General features: G+C 56.5%; 14 protein-coding genes. 9 read left to right on the forward strand and 5 right to left on the reverse strand.

Annotated features, from left to right (window positions below):
- Positions 1-383: 383 nt before the first annotated feature.
- From AACL53_RS06415 to AACL53_RS06425, 3 genes are all read left to right on the forward strand, one after another.
- Complete coding sequence (locus AACL53_RS06415) at positions 384-2,675, forward strand: type I secretion system permease/ATPase (protein WP_339083642.1); 2,292 nt, start codon at positions 384-386, stop codon at positions 2,673-2,675.
- Positions 2,676-4,481 (forward strand): HlyD family type I secretion periplasmic adaptor subunit, encoded by a 1,806-nt coding sequence (locus AACL53_RS06420; protein WP_339083644.1) that lies wholly within the window; start codon positions 2,676-2,678, stop codon positions 4,479-4,481.
- 99 nt (positions 4,482-4,580) lie between these two features.
- Positions 4,581-7,673 carry a N,N-dimethylformamidase beta subunit family domain-containing protein gene (locus AACL53_RS06425; protein WP_339083646.1) on the forward strand — a complete coding sequence of 1,031 codons (3,093 nt, stop codon included), beginning with the start codon at positions 4,581-4,583 and terminating at the stop codon, positions 7,671-7,673.
- 66 nt (positions 7,674-7,739) lie between these two features.
- Here the strand turns inward: AACL53_RS06425 and AACL53_RS06430 are convergent, their stop codons facing one another.
- The 3 genes from AACL53_RS06430 to AACL53_RS06440 form a co-directional block, all read right to left on the reverse strand.
- Positions 7,740-9,941, reverse strand: a complete 2,202-nt coding sequence (locus AACL53_RS06430; protein ID WP_339083648.1) for a hypothetical protein — start codon at positions 9,939-9,941, stop codon at positions 7,740-7,742.
- Positions 9,942-9,959: 18 nt separating this feature from the next.
- Positions 9,960-12,200, reverse strand: a complete 2,241-nt coding sequence (locus AACL53_RS06435; protein ID WP_339083650.1) for a polysaccharide pyruvyl transferase family protein — start codon at positions 12,198-12,200, stop codon at positions 9,960-9,962.
- Positions 12,201-13,060: 860 nt separating this feature from the next.
- Positions 13,061-13,618: a cytochrome P460 family protein gene (locus tag AACL53_RS06440; RefSeq protein ID WP_339083652.1), complete on the reverse strand. Its 558-nt coding sequence runs from the start codon at positions 13,616-13,618 to the stop codon at positions 13,061-13,063.
- A gap of 406 nt (positions 13,619-14,024) precedes the next feature.
- On the opposite strand from AACL53_RS06440, the gene AACL53_RS06445 reads away from it, so the two are divergent.
- The 6 genes from AACL53_RS06445 to AACL53_RS06470 all read left to right on the forward strand — a co-directional run bounded on the left by AACL53_RS06445 (position 14,025) and on the right by AACL53_RS06470 (position 19,503).
- Entirely contained in the window at positions 14,025-14,969 is a 945-nt protein-coding gene (locus AACL53_RS06445) for a metallophosphoesterase (protein WP_339083654.1), read from the forward strand.
- Between the two features lie 4 nt (positions 14,970-14,973).
- On the forward strand, positions 14,974-15,357 hold the full coding sequence (locus AACL53_RS06450; protein WP_339083656.1) for a cytochrome c family protein: 384 nt from the start codon (positions 14,974-14,976) through the stop codon (positions 15,355-15,357).
- Between the two features lie 29 nt (positions 15,358-15,386).
- Positions 15,387-15,929 (forward strand): sigma-70 family RNA polymerase sigma factor, encoded by a 543-nt coding sequence (locus tag AACL53_RS06455; RefSeq protein WP_339086899.1) that lies wholly within the window; start codon positions 15,387-15,389, stop codon positions 15,927-15,929.
- On the forward strand, positions 15,926-16,729 hold the full coding sequence (locus tag AACL53_RS06460; RefSeq protein WP_339083658.1) for an anti-sigma factor: 804 nt from the start codon (positions 15,926-15,928) through the stop codon (positions 16,727-16,729). The genes AACL53_RS06455 and AACL53_RS06460 overlap by 4 nt, the downstream gene beginning before the upstream one ends.
- 34 nt (positions 16,730-16,763) lie before the next feature.
- A complete protein-coding gene (locus AACL53_RS06465) occupies positions 16,764-17,753 on the forward strand; it encodes an alpha/beta fold hydrolase (protein WP_339083660.1) in 990 nt (329 codons plus the stop codon).
- Between the two features lie 70 nt (positions 17,754-17,823).
- On the forward strand, positions 17,824-19,503 hold the full coding sequence (locus AACL53_RS06470; RefSeq protein WP_339083662.1) for an FAD-dependent oxidoreductase: 1,680 nt from the start codon (positions 17,824-17,826) through the stop codon (positions 19,501-19,503).
- Here AACL53_RS06470 and AACL53_RS06475 read toward each other — a convergent pair.
- Positions 19,475-20,371, reverse strand: coding sequence for a hypothetical protein (locus AACL53_RS06475; RefSeq protein ID WP_339083664.1), 897 nt, complete (start codon positions 20,369-20,371; stop codon positions 19,475-19,477). The two genes, AACL53_RS06470 and AACL53_RS06475, sit on opposite strands and share 29 nt — an antisense overlap.
- On the reverse strand, positions 20,368-21,588 hold the full coding sequence (locus AACL53_RS06480; protein ID WP_339083666.1) for a hypothetical protein: 1,221 nt from the start codon (positions 21,586-21,588) through the stop codon (positions 20,368-20,370). Before AACL53_RS06480 ends, AACL53_RS06475 begins: the two co-directional genes overlap by 4 nt.
- Positions 21,589-21,681: the final 93 nt, after the last annotated feature.

Genomic DNA, 21,681 nt, shown 5'->3' on the forward strand with positions numbered 1-21,681 from the left:
ATTGATTCTTCTTTGGGCCGAAATGCGGCCTGTTAGAGAATGTTGGTATATTGAATCAACATTAATGCTTCTTTCACGCTTGGTGGATAAAACAATCATCGCAATTTCATGTGTCAAAAAATATTTATGAGTGTAAGCCGCCTTTTGCGGTTGATTGAAATTCACAGCACGCCCGGATTTTGGTTCGCATATTTCGCAGCCGCTCAGGTTGCTGTTCTCGAATAAGTAGATCTGCTCATCGGTACTTCAGCGCGGCGGTAATGGCCGACGCGAAGTCGCGAGTTTTGTTGCATTCATTGGAAAATTGCACTGCGCGAGGGCGTTTGTTTTTAGACCTAAGCTAGAAGAGGCCGATTTTTTTTCTCAATTTAAGGGGGCATTCCATGTTGAGTGCATCAGCGGAGGCCAGTGGCCTCCCAGGGGAACGCGATCTGGGGCGGGATGGGGCGGCCGCGCAGAATTCTAACGTCCCGAAGACTTCAGCCAATGTTGCCTACCTCAACCGCGATGAAGCGGGAGCCAATGCTGCAAATTCAATTGTACCGTCCTCGTCGGCGAGCGGCCTTTGGGCGTTGGCTGCGATAGCCGCGCATTACAGGATAGCGGCTCAGCCCGAGCAAATAGCTCATTTGCTCGGCATTTACGGGAAGCATTGCGGTAGCGAGGACATCGTCCGGGGCGCTCAAAAAATCGGACTGAAGTCGAAAATTCTGAAGCATCAGAATATCGATCGCCTGAATGCCGTGCCACTGCCGGCAGTTTTGCGGTTGAACGACGGCCAGTATATCGTTCTTTCCAATCGGCTTCCCGACGGGCGGTACCGGCTCGTATCCCCAATCACGCGCGCAGCGAAGGTAGCAGACGCGGCCGCTCTGGCCGAATGCTGGGTGGGAGAGATCATCCTTCTGCGGCGTCGCTTGGCCGGCGCGGGCATAAGTCCGGCGGCGTTCAATTATCGCTGGTTTCTCGCCTCGATCTGGCGGTATCGCCGTCCGCTCTCTCATGTGCTGGCAGCTTCCTTATTCATCCAGCTCTTCGCATTGATCACGCCCCTGTTCTTTCAGGTGATCATCGACAAGGTTCTCCCTTACAAAGGCGAGTCGACGCTGTTGGTCATTGTTGGAGGCCTAGTTTTGCTGGGTGCGTTCGACGTGACGCTGCAATATTTGCGTTCCTACGCTCTCAACCACACGACAAGCCGGATTGATGTCGAGCTCGGAGCGCGGTTGTTCGATCATCTTCTACGCCTGCCGCTCTCATATTTTGAAACGCGCCCGACGGGCCAGACTGTTGCTCGCATCCGTGAACTCGAGACGATACGGTCGTTCCTTACCGGCCAAGGGCTGTCGTCGATCATCGACTCGCTGTTTGCCGTCATTTTTATTTCGGTCCTGTTCTGCTACTCGCCGCTGCTTGCAGCAATCGTATTGGCGTCGATCCCTTTCTATGTGGTGATTGCCGTTGTGGTGAGGCCTATACTGCGCCAGCGGATCGACGAGCGTTTCAACTGCGGCGCGGCCAGTCAGCAGTTTCTGGTTGAATCCATCGTCGGGATGCAGACGCTCAAGGCGGCTTCAATCGAGCCTACCTTGGGCAATGAGTGGGAAGAGAAACTTGCTTCCTACGTTCGCACTTCATTCAAGGCAGTGACTTTAAGCAACCTTGGGCAGAACGCGATCCAGTATGTGGGCAAGGCTACAACCGCCTTTGTCATCCTATTTGGCGCGCGTGCAGTGATGAACGGGGATATGAGCATCGGTGCGTTGGTTGCCTTCACGATGATCATGAATCAGGCTATCGCGCCGATACTTCGGCTGTCGCAACTTTGGCAAGACTTCCAGCAGGTTCATATTTCGGTCGACCGGCTCGGCGATATTCTGAGAAGTCCGGTGGAGAATAAACCTCAGGCGTGCGCGAGTCTCGCGCCTTTGCGGGGCGCCATCAAGTTCAGCGACGTCAGTTTCCGCTATTCGCCAGACGGCAGTGATGTGCTGCGGGATATCAATATCGAAATTCCGGAGGGCCAGGTCATCGGGATCGTAGGTCCTTCGGGGTCCGGAAAATCGACACTGACGAAATTGGTTCAAAGGCTATACCGTCCTGAGCGCGGGCAGATTTTCTTAGACGGCATCGATATCGGGCACGTCGACACTAGCTGGTTACGGCGTCAGATCGGGGTCGTCCTGCAAGAAAATCTTTTGTTCAACCGTTCGATCCACGACAACATCGCGCTTGCCAATCCGGCGTTGCCGCGCAGTGCGATCATATCTGCGGCGAAGCTCGCGGGCGCTGACGAGTTCATTTCGAAGCTGCCTCTCGGCTACGACACATTGATCGAGGAACGCGGTGCCAACCTGTCCGGAGGGCAGCGGCAGCGCATCGCGATTGCGCGAGCCTTGGTCACTCAGCCACGCATCCTGATACTCGATGAAGCGACGAGCGCGCTCGACTACGAGAGCGAGCAGATCATTCGGGCGAATATGCGCGAAATGACGAAGGGGCGCACCGTCATCGTCATCGCACATCGACTGGCGGCGGTGCAGTGCTGCGAAAGAATTATCGTTGTCAAAGATGGCTGCATTGTCGAGGACGGCTCGCCCGTTGAACTTCGCAAGCGCGTCGGCGGCGCTTACGCGACCCTTCATAAACTTCAGTTTTCGACGATGGAGGCTTAAGTGAAAGCACGCGCTGTCCGATGGATCGGGTGCTTGTCGTTGTTCGCCGGCACCCTCGGCATTACTCATCAACTCTTCTTATATTTTGCAGGTGGCGCTTGGGGCGGACGCCCTGCAGATCCATCCGTTATGGGCTGGTGGATGGACGTTCCGTCCACCGTCGTGGCATCGGCTCGCAACACGGGCGACGTGCTCAATGGGGAGCCATTGGTGTTGGCGTTCGTCGAGCTGCTCGTTTCGGTTCCGGTGGCGCTCGCTCTTTTCTCTGGAATACTTTTCTTGGCGTCGCGCAATCCGTTCAGTGGCGCAGGCGGGGCGATTGCGGGGTTCCTCTCTAAAGTCGGTTTCCGGCCCGCTGTCAAAGACCGCGCCATTGTCGCCCCTGCGGCCGCGCGCCAGCGAATGGAGGCGGCACATCGAGAGTTTCTGCCGGCGGCGCTCGAGCTTGTTGAAACTCCGCCGTCGCCGATCGTCGTCGCCTTGCTGTGGTTCATTTGTCTCGGCTTTTCATCCGTGCTGGCTTGGTCGTATTTCGGCCATCTCGATATTTATGCGACGGCGAGTGGAAAGATTCAGCCCCGAGGCGGCTCAAAAATCGTTCAGCCGTTGCTGCCGGGTAAAGTCATCGCGATGCACGTTGAAAACGGCAGTCACGTCAAGGCAGGTGATCTTCTCATCGAGCTCGATCCCACCGAGACGACAGCGGATAGAACAGCGCAAGCATTGGAGCTTCAGGCCACGCGAGCAGAAATCGCGCGGCGCGAGGTCGCCGTCGCAATCGCACGCAGCGACTCTCTCTTGTTGCGACCTATTCCTTTCGACGAGGGCGTCGGCGACGTTCTGCGCAAGCGGGAAGAGCACGTCCTCGCGGCCGAAGTCGCTCACTTGGTTTCGACGCGCGACAGCCTTGAAGCACAGTTGAGAGAGGCGGTTGCGCGTTACGATCACACGACGATGACGGTCGCTGCCCGGAACAGTTTGCTCGCCGTATTGAAGGAGCGCGTGGACGTGCGAAATGAGATCGACTCTCAGAGCGGAGGATACCGCGCAAGGGTCCTCGACGCGTTGCAGGAATATGAGCGGGAAAAGACAAATCTCGCGAGCGATCAGGGTGAGCTCATCGAAGTCGAGGCGGCCAAGAATTCTGCCAAGGCCAAAATTGGCGAAACCATTGCGCAATTCGTTGCAGAGCAAACTGCCAAGCTCGCTGACGCTCAGCGCAAGCGTGACGGGCTAGTGCAGGATCTCATCAAAGCGACCGTGAAAGAGACGCAGACGAGGCTAACGGCACCCATCGACGGAATGGTTCAGCAACTTTCCGTTACGACGGTTGGACAGGTCGTGTCGAGCGGGCAATCGCTCATGACGATTGTGCCGGATGATGCTCCAATCGAAATCGAAGCCATGATCCTTAATCGCGACATCGGCTTCGTGAAGGTGGGACAACCCGTGACTATCAAGATCGATGCGTTCCCATTCACGCGATATGGGACGCTCGACGGCACCGTCACCACCATCTCGCATGACGGCGTTGATCAAAAAACGGCTGCGAATCTAAGCGACGCCGCGAGCCTGACGCGGCCGCAAGGGGCTCCCACTTCAGCCAATGCCGCGACAGCAGAAACGCTCGCGTTTCCAGCTAGAATAACGATCTCGCAGGAAACAATCGATGTCGACGGAGAGAAAGTTCGGCTGCGACCCGGGATGTCGGTGAGTGCCGAGGTCAAGACGGGGCAGCGCCGGGCCATCGACTACGTGTTGTCTCCGCTTCGCGAAATTCAATCGGCTTCGCTGCAGGAACGCTAATCGAATTGGGTTCTCAATAAACGTGAATAAGAAAGTTCGGAATAAAATATCATAGCTCAGTAATCAGAATGATTTTTTCAAAAATTTTGAAGGTGTCCTATGTCGAACGCAATTGTACTTGAGAATGAGAAGCCGGGGGCTCCCCAAAGCGAATGGATGCTGCAGCCGGGTGCTGCAAGCTCGAGTATCGAGGGGTTCACCACCTCGATGAGTACGAATTTGGGGAGTACCGTTGATTTCAAAATCAACACCGACTCCAACGATTATCGGATCGACATCTATCGCCTTGGGTACTATGGCGGTGATGGGGCCACCCTCGTAACGTCGATGGTGCATCAGGCGGCTTCGGCCGTAAATCAGCCGGCACCATTGACCGACCCGACGACCGGCAACATTGACGCTGGCAACTGGAGCGTCACGGATTCTTGGAATGTCCCAACCGATGCGACATCCGGCGTTTACATCGCGAAATTGACCCGGCTGGACGGAACGGATGGCGAAAATATCATTCCGTTCGTCGTGACGAACAATGCGAGCACGTCCGACATCATCTTTCAAACGTCCGACGAGACCTGGCAAGCTTACAATGCCTGGGGCGGCGGAAGTTTCTATACCGATACGGCGCAGAACATCAGCTACAACCGGCCGATTCAAACTCCCGCAGGGCCTGACGACACGACCGCGTCCGGACCTTGGGATTTCGTTTTCGGAGAGGAACTGCCGGCGATCTATTTCCTTGAGAAGAACGGTTACGACGTCAGCTATCAATCCGGCATCGACACGGCGACGAACGGCAGCCTCTTGCTCAACCACAAGGCATTTTTGTCAGTCGGACACGATGAATATTGGACTTTACAGCAGCAGAACAACGTGCGGGCGGCCCGCGACGCGGGCGTAAGTCTCAATTTTTGGAGTGGCGACGAGAGCTATTGGACGACCGAGCTTCTTCCGAGCATCGACGGCAGTGGAGATCCCAATCGCACCCTTGTGACTTATAAAACGTCATCCACGGGATTGCAGAATCCCGATGGCGTATGGACCGGAGAGACACGGGATCCTGCGGGCGGGCTCATTCCCGAGAACGCACTTTCCGGCCAAATGTACTACGTGGATTGGGATCACAACACGCCGCTCAATCCAATCACGGTGCCCTATAAGTATGCTCAGCTCAACATCTGGAAAAACACGGATGTCGCTAATCTCCAACCTGGCCAAACATATACAAGTGCGAGCGACTACCTAGGATATGAATGGGACGTCAACGCCACCTCAAGTGAGGTGGCGAACAACGGATTTAGTCCTGCGGGGCTGGTGCCTCTGTCCTCCACAACGGTGACGACCGATGCGCTGAGTAATGCCTACGTCATCTCGGGACTGATCACGGGAACCGCGACTCATAATCTGACCATGTATCGTGCGCCCAGCGGCGCTCTGGTATTTGCTGCTGGAAGCATCATGTGGTCTTGGTCCCTCTCGTCCTTACATACGCCCGGGCCGGATGGGTCGCCAACGGATGCGCCAGCCGATCCGGCCTTTCAGCAGGCGATGGTCAATCTTCTCGCTCAAGAGGGAATTCAGCCGCAATCTCTGGATTCGAGCTTGGCCTTGGCCTCGCAATCGACAGACTTCCTGCCGCCGACGACGGTCATATCAACGAACACTGCGGCGCAGTTCGTTGCAGGTCAGCTCGCCACGATCACCGGTACGGCAACGGATCAGGGTGGTGGCGTCGTTGCGGGCGTAGAAGTATCGACCGACGGCGGCAATACGTGGCACGAAGCGAATTTTGCAGCCGCCGCCGCGAGTGTCAGCTGGACCTATGCGTGGACTCCCTCGGTGACGGGTTCCTATACCATTTTGGCGCGCTCGGTGGACGATGTTGCCAATCTAGCGCATCCACTGCTCAGCCCCAATTTCCAGATTACCGATTTCTACGGCAATTTCGGCGTATCGCAGGGATGGGCAACCGTGGGCACAATGCGCACGCTTGCCGATTTCAATGGCGACGGCCGCGCCGATCTCATCGGATTCGGTACTTCAACTGTTTATGCTACGGCTTCACTTGGGGACGCCTCGCAATACAACGGCGGCGCGAGCTTCTCGACGAATCTCACAGCCTTGGCCAATGACTTCACAATCGCTCAAGGCTACACGGCGGCGAACCAGCGCGGGATCGATTTTGTTGGAAACCTCTCGAGTTCTCCGACCGATCACTTCGATACGCTTTGGGCCGTCGGCGCGGACGGGTTTCATTACGCTTCTGTTACTGGTTCGGGCGCGGCAACGTCGTCAAAGGTCTTTAATAACTTCGGGCTTGCCCAAGGTTGGACGCAAACATACGGCGTGGATGTCGCCTTCCTCTCTACTACCGATGCCTACGCCTCAATTGTGGGGTTTGGTGTGTCTGGTCTTTGGGTTGGACAGCAGGCATTCAATCCAACGGTGACGCCCCCGGCAAGCTACATCGCAGCGGGTTCGCAAACGCTCGGCGGCGCATCGGGATGGGACAGCACGTTGGATATCCAAACATTCCGCGATTACCGCGGCAACATGATCGACCTGAACAACGACGGAATTGCTGACTTTGTCGGAATGGGACCGACCGGACTAGAATACGCCTACGGCCAGTTTACCGCCGGTGCGACTGCGGGGTCACAGGTTTACTCGCTCGGTGCCATACAGAAGGGCTCTACCGGCACGAATATCGATTTCGGGCGAGACCAGGGATGGGATACGTCATCGTCGGTTCGCATTCTTGCCGACATCAACGGAGACGGACGGCTTGACGTCGTTGCTTTTGGTGACGCGGGTGTTTGGGTATCTCTCGGTCAGCAGCCAAATGCCGATGGAAGCGGTGCGTTCGGCGCCGCCTACCTTGCCATGGCAAACTTCGGTACGCAGCAAGGGTGGAGCGCAGGGCTCGACACGCGTGTGTTAGGCGACATTTACAACAAGGGTGAGGTCGATATCATCGGCTTCGGAGCGGATTACACTTTTGTTGCGCGTCCGACTACGGACCCCACGACGGGACATGTCACTTTTGCGATCAGCGACAGCTGGCATGCTTACGGGTCTAACGAGGGATACTCGCCTGCTCAGGATTTCCGTGGTGTGGCCGATGTCAACGGGACGGGCGTTGACAGCATTGTTGTGAGCAGTACGTCGACTACGCAAATCGTCAGCCGCGTATAACCGTGCCTCTCAATCGGGTGATGGGCTGCCGGCTTCGTATCCGGCGGCCCTAAGCCCAGCGATGTCTCAATTGCTCCGCTGCGGTCGATTTCGCACTCGCGCTTGCATTTCCCGCAGCAGCAGCCACCGCACAGGTTTGTTTGGATTTTTGAGCGCAATCTTCCACCAAGGCCTTCGTTCGTGGAAGTAATAGGAGATTGGCCGTCGAGAGATCAGCACGGAATTTAGAGCCGAAATATCGGGCTCAGCTCCATCATTTTCGCCTGCTCCTTTCCAAGCTTTGTAGCTCAAGTCGGTCGCATCGAGTGCTGCCGCAAGCGTTACCTTTCCGCCGGCCGAGTACATCTCGTGTTTGGCGAGAACCGCATCGATATGACTTCTGAAGCTTATGGGCGTCGCATCCGGGAATAGCTCGACGCGAGCTTCAATCCGATTGCTTACGATGTAGCGATGCCCGCTCGCGCAGGCGCGCATATGGAAATCCCAATCCACGTTTCGGTCCAAAGACTCATCGAAGCCGATTGCTTCGATCGCTGCGCGGCGTCCCACCATTTCGATGGTGCCGAAGAGATTGGCCACCACCCCGGTATTAAGAGCCTCTCCTAAGCGAACTCTATCAGGATACAGAACCTCCGGTTCCGACGGCAGCTTCTCGAAAATCAGTTGCGGAATCACGAAGTCAAAATCGGGTTGGGACTTCAGGGCCTCTACGGCATCGACCAGAAATGCCGCGTCGATCGACGTACCGGATCTGCAAAATGCAACGGTCTCATTCTTGGCGCTGCGGAGCCCCAGATTGCAGAGTGCCGCGGGGCCGCCTCGAAAGCCGAGCTCTACGATTTTGACCGTCCCGTCGGAAACGAGCGACGACGCTCTCAGACGTTCAAAGACCGCGGCTCGTTCGGGTGCAGATGGTCGGCAATCACATGCGAAGATAACTTCGACGTTCAGTCCTTCCACCTGAAGCGCCGAATATACCGTATCCATCGGATCGCCATACTCATCGCTTGTCGCAACGATGATCGATAGCCGGTTCGGCTCAGCGTCGGACGGCCGGGATGAGCTGCGTATCGCGGTATTCATCCAATATGGCGCGGAGGCTGGCTTTAATGCTACCCGCTCATGCTTCAGTCCGTGCCGGCGTGACCACATATCTTGAAGCAGGCCGATAAGGTCGTGGGCACTACCATCGAACTTCTCGCAAAGGGTTCCATTCACCCACGGCGTCTTAGGGCCGAAGGCAGGATTATCGTTGTTGAGAACGACGAGTGCACCCAAGAGATTGGCTTCGTATGCCGCGAGACAGAAGCTCTCGTAGGCAGCGGGGAATATCGCGACTGAATTGGAAATGGTTTCTTCCCGGATGGCGTTATGCAGATTGTCCAGAACCTTGATTCGCGCTTTGAGATGGTCCGGAATCAGGTTTTCACAATGGCGGTACAGTTCGTCGTTGACGATATGCGCCAGTAATAATGCGTCGCCTTGATATTCCGGGGTGGAGTCCATGAAGCCGACGGCGGCATTGATGAATACGTGCGCTCGTTTCACCCACTGTATCTTGCTGGTGAACACGAGAGGGGTGTTCTCAGTGAATTTGGCGCTCTCTTCGCGTTCATCGGATTCCAACAGCACCGGCGGCGTTTCAACGATCGCTTTTTGCTTCCATGCTTCGTTGAAGCCAAAATGCGAAGCGACATCGTCAATGATCGGTTGAAGGTGACCAATGACGATGTCGGCGTCGGAAAGTGCTTTCCGCTCGATATCGGCAATTACCAAATTTCCACAATGCGCTGGCCGGTGGTCGCGGCTGCGTAGAACAGCTTCGGTGCTGTGGATTCGTACTGCAATCGTTGAGCGCGCGAAGGCGCGACCCATCAACTTTTCCTGCAGCGTGGCAAGTGCCACGCCGCCAAAGTCAGGAAATTCGATCACATCGAAGGGCCCGGATTGTTGTTCGATGGCACGAAGCGCTTTCATCAGTTCGGCGGATTGGCCGTGACGGGCCAACATGAAGGCGTCGGCGGGCGGATAGCTGATATCTTCGGCAGATCCTCGAGAGGTCCACTCTCTGGCGTCGAAGAATTGACATGCAGGGTGGACGCGGCGGAACAATCCCTCGCTCAACGCCTTCTCGCCGTACCAGAGAATCGAAAATTCGAGATCGGGATTGCCGCCGTAAGTCTTGAGAAGATTATGAACCAGAACTCCGATGCCGCCGGATGTAAAATACTTGAGTTCGAACGTTGCAATGCAGACGCGAATGGCCATAAGGCGATCTCTTGAAAATTAAAGGTTGAGAAATTCAGCATAACGCTTTCTTGAAACGCGAGTAATTTCCCGTGCGTAATCTGAAATGATTGCCTGCAGCTCTGGATTGTTCATCGAGCTGAGGTGATCGAGGCGCTTTCCGATTTCTCGCACATTGAAGGGGTTTGCGATAGCGCTGAGCACCGTAAACGGATGCTCTGTGAGAGCGTCGAGAAACAGCGGGCCCGAAAGCGCCATTGCTCCTGCGCCAAGCGCTTCCATGTCGACCATCGGATGGCAATCGATCGTCGTTACATTTACGCTAACGTCGACGTCGTGCAGGAATGAGATGTGGTTGTGGTGACCCGTGTACGGCACCCTTTTGCATCTTGCGGTCTCGGGCATGCCACATTGAATTTTTCCGTAGTGGATAATTTCTTGAATCGAGCTCGATAGCGCAGCTCCGAGGAGACTGGAGTGCAAGTTCTTGCGGATATCGGGAAATGCCGGCACCAGAGCAATCTTGCGGTTTCCGGAAAAAGCCGGGACCAGCCGGCGCCGGTTCGTTGAAGGCGGGCAGTTGAGGAGCATTGGTTCGTAGCTCCGCGGGAACACCATGCCCATTCCGGACTTCATCATGTGCGCACGCCGGATGATGCCGGTCCGGCAGACCGTCATGGCGCGCTCGAAAAATTGAGCTTCGGGCTTCCACGCAAGTTGGCTCAGATTTCCGTGCCAGACGAGGTAGCATTCGATCCCAGCCGCTCGCACCATCCGGAGCGCGCGCTCGGCTGCATCCGAGAAGCCATGAAACACAGCTTTCTGGATGCCCCATTCTTCGAGCTGCATAACGAGTTTCATCAAATCGCCCTTGCTGAGGGGGCGCTGCAAAGGGATCGCCACTTTGTGACCCGGCTGCACGCCGGCGGCGGAACGTATCCCGTGCCAATTCTGATGAAAGATATGAGCGACGCGCGCGAAGCCCCGGTCGTTTTGCGCGTAGCGACAGTCGCCGTCGGCGTCGAACTCGATCTCTGAAGACAATTGCCGGGGACTCGTCGTCTCGCGCTTATTTTCATTCTCTTCGGCTGGTTCGGTAGGCTGCGGTTTGCCTACAAGTCCAACGAGTTCGCGAAGTAGAGAACGTCGGTCCGCCGAGGGTTGGTCTGCTGCTCTGCTGGCGATCTGCTGTTGTTTAGGATCTATCCAGCTCTGGTTTACGACGTCACCGATGCCAAATGCTTTGAACTTCGGTTTCGCAGATGTTGGCTTTTCCGTAGGTGGCGCTCGGCCGGGAAGATGACATAATGTTCGCAAACGGACGATCTCTTCTGAGCCGATGGTCATCGGATGATCGATTGGCGCGAGCATCTCGGAAATTTGAAGTTCGATGCCGTCTAGAAGGCGCCGAGCCATATCCCGTGAGTGCAGCACTGCAGCACGAGCATCGGCCGTTAGACACCAGTTCAACGCCGCATCCATCGCTTCTGGCGTTGCTTCATCAGCTTGCAAGCATACCGGCCATTCAAGGACCCTAGCTTGCGCGGTGACTTTGTCGCCGCCTGCAACAGAGTCGACAGCAATGACAGGCACGCCGTTTTGAAGTGCGAATACAAGTCCGTGCAATCGATTTGTAATCAACGTATCGACAACGCCGATGAGCGCGCTGACGCCTTCAGGCGATGCAATGCCGCCCGCGTTGGACGCTTTCGGCCACCGCGTATCGACATCGAAAACCGGCAATCCGTGCCGTTCGATTAAATCGTTTATGCGGTCGATGACTTTTGCGTGTCTCTGCCTGGCGCCATACTCGTGCTGGCTCTTGATGATACAGCGGCCCAACACCGGAACCTTTTCCGTACCGACCATAAAGGTTAGGTCCGGCCGCGTAGCGGCATCGGAGTCGCGCTCGAGCAGAACATCGAATGGGTTCCACCTCGCGAGCGGTTCCACCATCGTCAGATTGATGCCGATGCGTTTGCAGTGCCCGTATTGGTCGATATCGAAATTGTGGTTCTGAAGCAGCCCGGGCCAGCAGGGACCGCAGACGATGACGAGATGAGTGTAGGAACGCGGCTCTGCCATTGCCGGACTGATGGAACCCGTAAGCTCGCTGCGAACGTCGGCTCCAAAGGCCGAGACGTCGTAGCGTAGTCCAGCGTTCGCGAGACACCGCTTTACAAACTGAAGGCATTGAATGTCTCCGACCGTTGAAAAATGGCCGAGCAAAAGCGCTCGCTGCTGGACCGAGCCCGGAACTTCGAAGTGAATTTGTTTCATATCTTGCAGAGGATTCTCTTGGAGCCGAGCTCCATAGGAAGTTGAAATGGAAATTGTCGGGTAAGGTCTGAGCGACGACCGGAGATCGCGTTTCTTTCAGATCGCGATTGAGAGCCAGGAAGTGGTCAAACCCGCCAAGTCATATGTGCGGATCGTCGCGTGCCAATGAATTCTTGTTCTGTGACGCATGAACGGCTCCCAATATCGGCGCCCGATGAAACAAAAATGGACGTGAATTAAAAGTCAGAGGTGGCTGAAAATGCAGTGCCCTGTGAGATGAATGCTGCCAATCACAGCACAGCGCGGGCCGGGTCGAACAGTTGCTATCTGGTTTAATCAGATGGTCGCGATATGGTTATCCACAAAAGACCCTTATGGTCTGAGGCTTGAATATCCGCGGACATGCTGAGCGTCTCGGTTGCCAATCGAGTTCAAACCGCGTGAGGGCAGGGCTTGTGTGCGATCCGATATTTATCACCAGGCGTTGAGTTCACTGCGATCCCTGAGTGGAGGAACGGAAGATGAGCGAACCTCGAATTGTGGAGGGTAACGGCGAAGTTGTGGTCGACTGCGCCGGTGGGTCGAGATGGTGTTCTGTACTTCTGTGGGAGGATGTTGCTTCCGCGGAGAGAAGACTGGCGCTGGTTAAGCGGAAAGACACCGGTCAAGTTTTTGTAGCGAAGCGAAAGTTTGGCGGTTGGATCGAGTTGTCTTGGACGGACGTCATGGATGCGCTTTCGAGGGACGCTCGAGCGCGTGACGACGCGATCAAGATGCTCGCTCGTGCTGCTGTCGGCGAGTAGGAATTGGATCACTTGCCGGTCTGATCTTTCCGCCAAACAGAGTGAGGCTGAGCCCTGTCAGCGCTTTCCGTATGCCGTGAAGATGTAATCTTTCGCTGAAACGATCGTATGGCAGGCAAAGCCGCACTTTGCGTCGTTTTCCTGTGGCGGCTGATCTTCGACGGTCGCGGGTGTGAAACTGTCAGATTTGGCGTCGTATATAAAAGCGGCGTATCCCCATCCGCCGCTATCGGCGAAGCGCTTGCTATCCTTCTCGATGAAGTCAACGTTTTGCTGGGCGCCGCCCACCGTTGTTGGACCGGGGGCTTCCGTACTCTTTTCCGGCTTCCAATGGATTTTTGCGATCTTGGAGCCGTCAGGGAAGGGCTTGCCGTTTTCGGGAATTCCGGCCTTGTAGGCCTCGATCATTACGGGGTTGGCTAGGATGACAGCAATAGCACCTTCCGTGTGACTGACGGAGACGGCGGCCCAATCTTCGTATCCTCTGAACTCGGAGAATGCGAGCCCGTTGGGGACGCTCACCGTATACTTATCGTGGGCGGCAATTGCCAGCCCGCCGACGAGTGTTAGCGAAGCCGCGAGAACCGCGATCGGCAACGATTGACTTACATGCATGGATTACCCCTTGGAAGTCAGTGACGTTCCAGCGCTGGTTATCGAGAATACGTTCGTTGAGCGGTTGATTTGGTGTAGGTTCGCCACACCGAAGACGATTATCTGCCGCTCATAGCGGCCACTGTGTCATTCCGTGACTTCAGAATCCATAGACCCGCCGTCTGTGCGATGGATCCAAATTGCTCCTTTCACTTTGTTTTTAAAATTGGCTACCTCAATAGCGCAGGCTTCGGTAACGCGGCCTTTCCGGAGCATGGTTTGCGTGCTGAGTTGTTCTAATTTTGCTACTTCCAACTCGCGAGAAGTGGGAGCCTTCATTTTTTTGACCCGCCTGGGAATAAACGGCTCGTCCCTCGAGTCTACCCTTTCGACCCGCCAAGTCGCGGACCTTTGGAAAGGTATAGTCATGAGCGACAGCAAGGACGACGAGGGCGTAAGCCGGCGGCATGCGCTGGAATGCATGATCTGGGCGGGGACGGGTGTATTTTGGACGGTTGCGGGCGGTGTTCCGACATCGTTGTCGTTGCTTGATGCCGCCGAGGCCGCTGCGGCTGCGACGAGTGGATTCACGTTCCTGCAGATTTCAGACAGTCATGTTGGGTTCAACAAGCCCGCCAATCCGCACGCGCTCGATACGCTCAAGGAGGCTATTGCCCGGATCGATGCCCTGCCCGCGAAGCCCACATTCATGCTGCATACGGGCGACATCACGCACAGTGCGAAGCCCGCGGAATTTGACCTCGCAAACCAAGTTATCGGCAGCACGGGCGTCGATGTGCATTACGTGCCCGGCGAACACGACATCACGGACGAAGCAACAGAGAGAGCCTATCTCGAACGGTACGGTAAGGGCACGAAAGGCGGAGGCTGGTACAGTTTCGACGACAACGGCGTGCACTTCATCGGATTGAACAACGTCGTGAACTTGAAGCAATTCGGCCTCGGCTATCTCGGCAACGAGCAGCTCGAATGGCTCGAGGACGACCTTCGTCCGCTCAAGTCGTCGACGCCGATCGTCATTTTTGCGCACATCCCGCTCTGGTCCGTCTATCCGAACTGGGGATGGGGCACCGATGATGCAGCGATCGCACTTGGTTACCTCAAGCGCTTCGGGTCGGTGACCGTCCTCAATGGCCACATTCATCAGCTGATGCAGAAGGTCGAAGGGAACATCACGTTTCACACTGCGCGTTCGACGGCGTTTCCGCAGCCGGCGCCCGGAACGGCGCCTTCGCCGGGCCCGATGGTCGTGCCGGCGGAGAAGCTCCGCAGCGTGCTCGGTATAACCAACGTCGCCTTTAAGAGAACGGACTCGCCGCTCGCGATAACCGATACGTCGTTGGCGGAGTAGTGCGATGAAACTCGAGATGATACGCGCGGCGGCGGGGTTCGCTGTCGCCGCATCGGGAATGATCTTCCTTATGCCTGCCGCTCGCGCGGCCGCAGATGCCGCTCACGGCGAGCAAATTTACCAAAGCTGCCAGGACTGTCATTCGCTCGACACCAACGATGTCGGCCCGAAACATCGGGGCGTATTCGGCAGAAAGGCTGGCTCGGTTCCCGATTACAGCTATTCCGCTCCCCTCAAGAAATCGGGTATTACCTGGGATCAGGACAGCCTCGACCGATGGCTTACGGATCCGCAAAAGCTCGTGCCAGGTTCGAAAATGTTCTTTCACCTCGATGGCGCCCAAGATCGAGCCGACGTTATCGAGTATTTGAAAGAACGGGCGAAGTAGTGCCAGACCGCGCAATCATGCGAGGCGTGATGGACGAACGGCAACGATTTAGCGAGGCGGTGCTCCCGTACGTCGACGATGCGTTGTCTCTCGCGCGTTGGCTGACCGGGAATGCCGCCGATGCCGAAGATGTCGTTCAGGAGGCTTGTCTCAGGGCTTTCGGCGCCATCGCCTCGGTCCAAAATGCCAACGCGCGGGCTTGGCTTCTCGCCATTGTTCGCAACACCGCTTTCAGCTGGATGGCAAAGAACCGGCCGAAGGCCATCACGACTACGGATGACGCGGGACTTTTAGAACAGGCTGGGCTTGAGATGGCTGAACCACAGGCATCGCCCGAAGCGATTTTGATAAGGAAAGCCGATGCCGCGCAATTGGAGAACGCTATCGCGGCATTGCCGCTTGCCTATCGCGAGGTTCTGGTACTGAGAGAGATCGAAGATCTGAGTTACCGGGAGATATCGAAGGCCTTATCCATACCGGTCGGCACCGTCATGTCGCGATTGGCGCGCGCGCGGAGTTCGCTTATTCAACGCATCGGCATGGCGGGTGAGGGAAAGGCTGGTGCAGCATGATCAAGCCTTCGTCATGGTCTTCCCGGGAAGAGTCCCTCATTCTGTTGAATGCTTATCTCGACGACGAACTCGATGCCGCTTCGGCATTAGACGTCGAGCGGCGTCTGGCGGCCGATCCAGCTCTGCGGGCCGAGCACGACCGGATTGCCGAATTGCGCAGCACGCTGGCGTCTCATCTCATGGCGCAGCGCGCATCGGATGACTTCAAGCGGCGTATCGCGGCAATTGCCGAGCCGTCGCGGGAGGTTGTCGTAGCGCTGCCGTCGCGGCCATCTCGAACATACGATTGGCGTCAGATGGCTGCCGCTGCCGTTGTCGCTGCGGCTATCACGGCTGGTGGCATGTATGGAGTTCTGCGTCAGAACTCCGGTGCGAACGAAATTGCGGCCATTGTTGCCGATCATCAGCGCGCGTTATTGGCGGCTCAGCCCTTCGATATCGCCTCGAGCGACAGGCATACCGTCAAGCCATGGTTCGACAGCAAGCTCGCCCTTTCGCCCCAGGTCGTCGATTTGGCCGGAGCAGGCTTTCCGCTTGCTGGCGGGCGCGTGGAAATCGTTGACGGAAAGCCCGTTCCCGTTCTCGTCTACCAGCGTCGCGCCCATATCATCAGTGTGGTAGCGGTACCGCGCCCCGGGCAAATGTCGAGCACCTCTCCGGCGCTTCAGACGACCAAGGACGGATACTCCGTGATCCGTTGGTTCGGCCGGGATTTCGAGTATTTTGCCGTGTCGGATTTGCCGGAAGCCGAACTTCGTGAATTCGTCTCGCGTTGGCGCGAGGCGACGCCCGGTAGCTGATCGATTGAAGATTACTCAAAAATTGCTATTGGCGATGCCGGACATTGATGGAATTCTGACGATACTAAAGCGATCGCTTGTCGCGGTCGCAGCTACGTTGATCCTAGTCAGCGACGGAACTCAGGCTCAGTCCTTGTCTTCGCCCTCGACCTCCGCAACTACGACCTATCAAACGCTCGCGGTGGATGGCGTGAAGATATTCTATCGCGAAGCTGGTCCGCGTCACGCACCGGCGTTGCTGCTCTTGCATGGGTTTCCATCATCGTCGCGGATGTTCGATACGCTTATTCCATTGCTCGCCGATCGCTACCACATCGTTGCACCGGATTATCCCGGCTTCGGGCTAAGCGACGCTCCGCCGGCATCGGCCTTCGCCTACACTTTTGATCATGAAGCCAGCGTCATTGAGGGTTTCATCGAGGCGCTGGGCCTTAAGAAGTACGTGCTATTTATGCAGGATTATGGCGGCCCCGTCGGTTTCCGGCTTGCGGTCGCTCACCCGGAACGCGTTCAGGCGATGATCGTCCAAAATGCCGTGGCGCACGAAGCGGGGCTTGGACCGATATGGGTGGATCGAAAGGCCTATTGGAAGAACCGTGCGGCGCATGAGGGGGACTTCATCTCGAGCTTCACGTCGCTCGATGCCTGCAGGCAACGCCACGTCGGCACGAGTCCCCACATCGAGCGCTACAATCCCGACATCTGGGCTGAGGAATTCGCGGCGCTGTCACGGCCCGGCCAAGCCAAGATTCAGGCGGATCTGTTTTATGATTACCGGAACAACGTGGCCTCATATTCACGCTGGCAGGCGTGGCTGCGCCAATATAAGCCCCCCATGCTTGTCGTGTGGGGCAAATACGATCCTTCATTCGCGGTTGCAGGGGCGACGGCGTACGCGCAAGATGTGCCCGATGCGGAGATCCACATCCTCGATGCCGGACACTTCGCGCTTGACGAGGCGGTAGACCAGATAGCGGCTCTGATGCGCACGTTCCTCGCCAGGCAAAAGCTTGATGCTCTGTAGTTTTGTCCGGGCACTCAGCCGGACAAGCCCATAACGTTCATGTCGACGAGACGTGGGAGTGCGAGTAGGGATGTCATCAGAAACGCAGTCTATCATTGCGAAGCGCCGCGAACAGATGTTCCCCGTGCTGGCACCTCAGGAGATCGACCGTCTCCGCCGGTTCGGCAATCTCAAGTCGTTCAACACCGGTGATGCCCTCGCGGAAATTGGAAAAGTCAGCGCCGGTTTGGCGATCATCCTGAGCGGCAAAGTCGACGTCACGCAGCATGATACGAACGGTCACCGCGTACCGATTGTCACGCATGGGCCGGGGTCGTTCTTGGGCGAGCTTGCTCAGCTCTCCGGCCGGCCATCCTTGGTCGATGCGCGCGCAAAGAACGAAGTCGAGGCGCTGATTGTCGGGCCTCAGAAACTTCAGGCATTGCTCATCGCGGAAGCCGAGCTCGGCGAGCGCATTATGCGGGCGCTTATCTTGCGCCGCGTCGGCTTGCTCGAAACCGGTGGAGGCGGTCCTGTTATCGTCGGGCCCGCCGACAACAGCGATGTGCTGCGTCTCCAGAATTTTCTGGGGCGCAATGGTCACCCCCATTTGTGGCTCGATCCCACGACCGATGCCGAGGCGCGCGCTCTTATCGAACGGTTTCATGTTGAGGGTGACACGCTGCCGATTGTTCTCTGTCCTGGCGGTCAACTTCTTCAAAATCCGTCCGAGACGGCACTTGCCCGCTGCATCGGTCTCGTCGGGCCCATCGATGCAACGCGCGTTTACGATGTGGCTGTTGTTGGCGCCGGGCCCGCGGGAATGGCAGCCGCTGTTTACGCAGCGTCGGAGGGATTGTCGGTTCTCGTGCTCGATTGCCGATCGTTTGGCGGGCAGGCCGGTGCCTCGGCTCGCATCGAAAACTATCTCGGCTTTCCGACCGGCATCACGGGCATGGCGTTGATGGCACGCGCCTACAATCAGGCGCAGAAGTTCGGAGCTGAATTTGCAATTCCAACCCAAGTCGTGGGACTGGAATCCAGCAACAACCCGGATCAACGCGGCTTCATTCTCACGATGAAAGATGACGAGCGTGTCACCGCGCGCGCCGTGGTTCTTGCTGGCGGAGTTCGGTACCGGCACCTGGACGTGCAGAATGTCGACGAGTTCGAGGGGAGCGGTGTCCATTACTGGGCGTCGCCCGTTGAAGGCCGGCTTTGTTCCAAACAGGAAGTCGTTCTGGTCGGCGCCGGAAATTCGGCAGGGCAAGCCGTGGTTTACCTAGCGAGCCGGGCGGCCAAAGTCTGGCTGCTCGCGCGTGGTGGCGACATCTCCCGGAGCATGTCCCAATATTTGGTGGAACGCATTCGTGGTCTTGCGAACGTTGACGTGCAGACGCAGGCAGAGGTTACGCGCCTCGAAGGACGCGATGGTGTTCTCGATGCGATCCATTGGAGAACCGCGAAAGGAGAAGACGTTCGCCGCGAAATACATCATCTCTTTCTCTTTATCGGAGCTGACCCAGAGTCGGATTGGCTGTCGGGGTCTGGCGTACGCCTCGATCCGAAGGGATTTGTTCTAACCGGCGCAGCGGCCGGCAACGGTGCGAGCCTTTTGGAAACGAGCGTTGCCGGAGTGTTCGCTATAGGCGATATTCGCGCAGGTTCAATCAAACGCGTGGCGGCGGGAGTGGGTGAGGGAGCGCAAGTTGTTGCCGCGCTTCATACCTATCTTGCCTCGGTCAATCATGTTCGCCCCGCGATTGTATAGTCGAAGCGCTCGGAGCCTTCTTGGAGACAGAAGCCGAGGCCTGACCGTGCTGACGGCTTCCGGACTTTGGGCCCATGTGCGTCGACCAATCGCCCACCTTGAGTTTCGATGGCTTGTCTTGAAGCTTGTCGATGAATTCGATGAATTGGGCGGCGGTGAGAGCTACTGACCCATTGAGATTGTCGTTGCCGGGCGCGCGCTCGACGACACATTCCATTTCACCTTCCTCACCGATGCGAATGTGGGCGAAGTACAGATCTGCCCTCACGAGCCGCTGAAAATCGAAGAGGGGTGTGGAGATGTAGCGATCTGCGTTCGCACTCTTTTTGTCGGGCACATAATCGACGTCGCATACCAGCGTGTAGCCATCACGCAAAGCAGCACGAGCCTCGACGAATGTCGAAGACGTTCTCAATATGTTGAGAGGCGCGTTTCTCACACCGTAATTAGCCAGCCTCGTGTTGTTGATTGGGGATGCTGTGATCATCGCGCTTCGTAAGCCGGCCCGGTCCAAAGCCGCGAGGATCGCGTACTCGCCTTGCGTATGGATCATCGCGATGATGGATTGGCGAGAGCGCAGTTCGTTGATTATGCTGGGATCGGAAAGGGTGATTTCCGGTGAAAAGCCTGGGAACAAATGTTTGAAGACCTGACGTAATTTGCGGTGCTGAATGTTCCGAGCCGGAATTTGCCGGAAATTATTGGCGGCTAGGGCAGAGCCACTCCGATCAAGTTTTTTCCAGGCAACTTTGAAAAGCACGTCGGCCGGTTTGCTGTGGTTGCGGACCAAGAATGCGAAAATTCCAAGATTTCGTACGAGAAATCGCAGGTCCTTCAAATCGATTTTGAGATTTTTGCGAGTGTTCATCGAGGCCGATAGACCTTTCCGATCGACGCCAATTTATTGATGGCAGATCTCATCCACCTGCTATTGTAGGCGACAAACTTCGACTCCTGAATGGCTCTCAGCCGCCGGTAAAAGCCGAAAACGTCCTCGTACGTCTTGGTGAAGTTCGGGATCTTGCGAGTATGTCCGAGTGCCAATGCGGAATTAAAAATCTCTTGAACCGCATGAAAGCCGGCAGGGTCCCGGTAGCGAAGGCGCGTTGCCCAGTCGGACGGGATCGATTGGTTCTGGAAGATGTCGGGGACAGAACCCGTGGCTGCCAAAAACATCATCTTTGTCAGGAGGCATTTCCGGCAATGCCCGCAATTCTCTGGCTGTATCTTCCGGTTCCAGCAGAAGGCGAGGGAGTTCAGCGCTGTCTTGGAGTTCAGGATCAATTCAAGCTTTTCACTTCGCGTTAAATTGTCGTCGGCTGTGATCAACTTCGTCCGCCCGTCGTCAAAGAGATGATCGGTTGCCGAGTTCGTTCCCCACGGAAAATGCAGAAACTGTCCATCAAGGCGTTCGTCAGCCGCGAGGATGAGATTTTGATAGGTGCTGGAGTGAAAAAAACCTGCTCCGGCCAACGCAAAAACGTGACTCAAATGATGCCGCTTCAAATTGACTTTCAACTTGTTGTAAAGCGCATAGGCATCCGTTTTGACCACGATGCGCGTGTCGGAGAGTTCTTCCGCGAATGCCCGTGTCTTCCCAAGCAGCGCCTCGAAACCCGCCGTGTCGCTCAGGCTGTAATCCATGCCGTGAATGGTCAGAAGGTCCTGGCGGCGGCCATCTCGGAGGCGCGCCAGTGCGGTATAGGCGGCGTCGAGTCCTCCGGAAAAATAGAGAAGATCGCGGCCCGGATTTTGATGTGAAACGTCCGTTGGCCTCGAGTTCAACTCGGCGAAGCTCACGTCGGTTGCGTAGAAATGGCCGGGCAGCCACGACTGCCAAATCTCGCTAATCCTACGAAAGTTCGCAACCGTCTGACGGGTGCCGCGCCCCTCGATGCGAAGAGCCGCGTTGAGCCGCATGCCAACGGGGAGGAAATACCAGGCCGCAAAATCGGTCATCGCCTCGCGGTTGCGTTTTTCCGGATGACTTGTCGTTACGTTGATTTCACCGACCCGGCTTTTCAGCACGGCCCCGTAATATGTCTCGATGACTTCGACATCGATAGGATGCTGATTGTTGGTCATTCGACGGATAATTGGAGGGCTTACAAAATTTTGCGCGAGTGACGCAGTCCTATTCTATCCCGTTTACTTCGTAAACCCTTTCGCTATCTTGCC

The sequence above is a fragment of the Hyphomicrobium sp. ghe19 genome (assembly GCF_902712875.1).
In the GTDB taxonomy this organism is placed as follows: domain Bacteria; phylum Pseudomonadota; class Alphaproteobacteria; order Rhizobiales; family Hyphomicrobiaceae; genus Hyphomicrobium_B.